The following is a 2404-nucleotide window of genomic DNA, read 5'->3' on the forward strand; positions in this document are numbered from 1 at the left end:
GTTCGTAGTTGGACTTTAGTCCAAAAAAAAGGGTTCGTAGTTGGACTTTAGTCCAAAAAAAAGTTCGTAGTCTCATATCTTGCACCAGAACAAAAGTACTAAAGAGGCCAACAGGCGAAAATCAATTTTTAAAATCCCCATCTATGCCGACCTCCTGCCTCCTGCCTCCTGCCTCCTTTTAAGGGGTTAGGATCAATTCTTTTACTTCAAAACTCATTACTTCAAGACTCATAATTCATCCACCACGAGTAACATTAGGTAAAGATGCAAGATCTCAGTAGTTGGACTTTAGTCCAAAAAATGCAAAAAAGATTAGATGTTATTGGTAGGATTTCCAAGTTTGATAGGGCTAAAGCCCTACTACAAACCTATAATTTACTAGGTAAGCTGATTAACGGTGCTATAATAGCACAAGCTTTGAGCAGTTTTACCGAACTAAGGATTGGAGACCCCCTAGTTATGAACGAGAAAAAAGCTAGTTGGCACATTTTTACAGGCGAAGGGAAGGGTAAAACCGATTGGAAATTACCAGATCCTCCTAGTTGGAGACGTATGGGAGTCAATCGCAATAAAAGCAAAGGAGAAACTTTTCAGGTTAAAAAGGAAGAAATTGAACTAGTCAATGCTGCTTTATACTTGAGAAGACCTTTGTTGGTGACGGGTAAAGCAGGTACAGGAAAATCTTCTTTAGCTTACAAGGTAGCCAGTGAACTTAATCTTGGAGAAGTATTAAGTTGGCCAATTACCACTCGCACTACCCTACAAGATGGTCTCTATAAATATGATGCGATTGGACGTCTTCAAGAAGTTAAATGGCAAGAAGAAACTGAAGGTACCTTAATTGCTGAGAAACGCCAAGCTTTATTACAAAATATAGAAAAATATATTACTCTAGGCCCTTTGGGTACAGCTTTACTCCCTTCAAAGAAGCCTCGGGTCTTATTAATAGATGAAATTGATAAAAGTGATATTGACTTACCAAATGACTTGTTAAACCTTTTTGAAGAGGGTAGATTTGAAATTCCCGAATTAGAGAGGATTAAAGTAGATATGCCCATCGCTAAGCTGAGAACTGCCTATACTGATAGTAACGAGGTCACAAAGGAAGATATGACTTACTCTGTAGAAAATGGTCTTATTTGTTGTACTAATTTTCCCTTTGTAATTCTCACAAGTAATGCCGAAAGAGATTTTCCAGCACCATTTTTACGACGTTGTCTCCGTTTAGATATGAAACCCCCAAACAAAGAGGATTTAATTAAGATTGTTGAAGTCCATTTAGGAGAGACTTTACCTAAGGATGAAAATGGTAATCTGCAACAAGATATTGATGAATTGTTCAATGAGTTTGAGACAAATCGCGACAACGGCACTTTAGCCACAGATCAACTTTTGAACGCTATGTATTTAGTTAAACAGGGTAAAATCTCTACTAAGGAAAACCTAATCAAGCATATTCTTAGAGACTTAGGCAGCGTTGATGATGAGTCAGTCGAGTAAGTCTTTATCTGGGTTAGAGAAGTTTTATGATTTTCTCCAAAATAGCGGGCTTTGGGAGAGTCTTGAGTTTGGAGATCTCGATTTAGCTGATACTGTTTGGTTAGCTTTGCAGATAGATAGGGATAAGGTAGAAAAGAAATCGCCAGTTTCTCCATCCAAGGATGAAAATAACGATAAACAGAATAAAAGTAAAAATAAACAGCCTCAAGATACTATATCTCCCCATAGTTTAGATGTAATTACCCCCGAAGATCATAATACCCTAGAGATAGAATCAGATACCACCAAGGCGACGACTCCTTCCTTACCCATCAAGATTCCTGCTGCCCCCACTCTACAAAACAATCTCGCTTTTCATCGGGCTTTGCGTCCTTTAATGCGAAAAGTCCCCTCTATCCATCGCACTGTTTTAGATGTAGAAGCCACCGTTTACCGCATCGCTGAAAAGGATCTCTGGCAACCTGTAACTAAACCTGATGCAGAACGTTGGTTAACCCTAGAATTGGTGATAGAAGAGTGGAGATCTAGTTTTATTTGGCGGGAGTTATGGGGTAACCTGGGGCAACTCTTCTATACACAGGGGGCTTTTCGGGATGTTCGCCTCTGGCAATTATCGGCAACAGACAACCAGCATTTACAACTAGTAAGGCGCACTCACCAAGGAAAGATTCGCCAACATTCTTATCGAGAATTGCTTCACCGCTTCTAAAAATCTACTCAAATTTACTCAAACAGCAAAATAAGACAGAAAAAAGTCAGCGGTATATCTTTTGCCATGTAAAGTGTTTTTACTCCTTGCCAATTACTCGGTACTCTGTATCACTGACACAGACTCAATAATTGGCGTAGACCTTACATGCCCAGTTAGGGTACACTTCGATACGATCAAAGGTATCCCTCTTTA

General features: G+C 39.3%; 2 protein-coding genes. Both read left to right on the plus strand.

Features of this window, described 5'->3' with window-relative positions:
• The first annotated feature begins 552 nt into the window (after positions 1-552).
• Complete coding sequence (locus MW688_RS12120; RefSeq protein WP_486736250.1) at positions 553-1500, plus strand: AAA family ATPase; 948 nt, start codon at positions 553-555, stop codon at positions 1498-1500.
• A complete protein-coding gene (locus tag MW688_RS12125; RefSeq protein ID WP_486736249.1) occupies positions 1481-2209 on the plus strand; it encodes a hypothetical protein in 729 nt (242 codons plus the stop codon). The genes MW688_RS12120 and MW688_RS12125 overlap by 20 nt, the downstream gene beginning before the upstream one ends.
• Positions 2210-2404: the final 195 nt, after the last annotated feature.

The sequence above is a fragment of the Johannesbaptistia floridana genome, assembly GCF_057440575.1.

What these genes read in the sequence shown, in the direction of transcription:
- MW688_RS12125 (WP_486736249.1), top strand. Translation starts at nt 1,481, where the DNA reads ATGATGAGTCAGTCGAGTAAGTCTTTATCTGGGTTAGAGAAGTTTTAT.
- MW688_RS12120 (WP_486736250.1), top strand. Translation starts at nt 553, where the DNA reads ATGGGAGTCAATCGCAATAAAAGCAAAGGAGAAACTTTTCAGGTTAAA.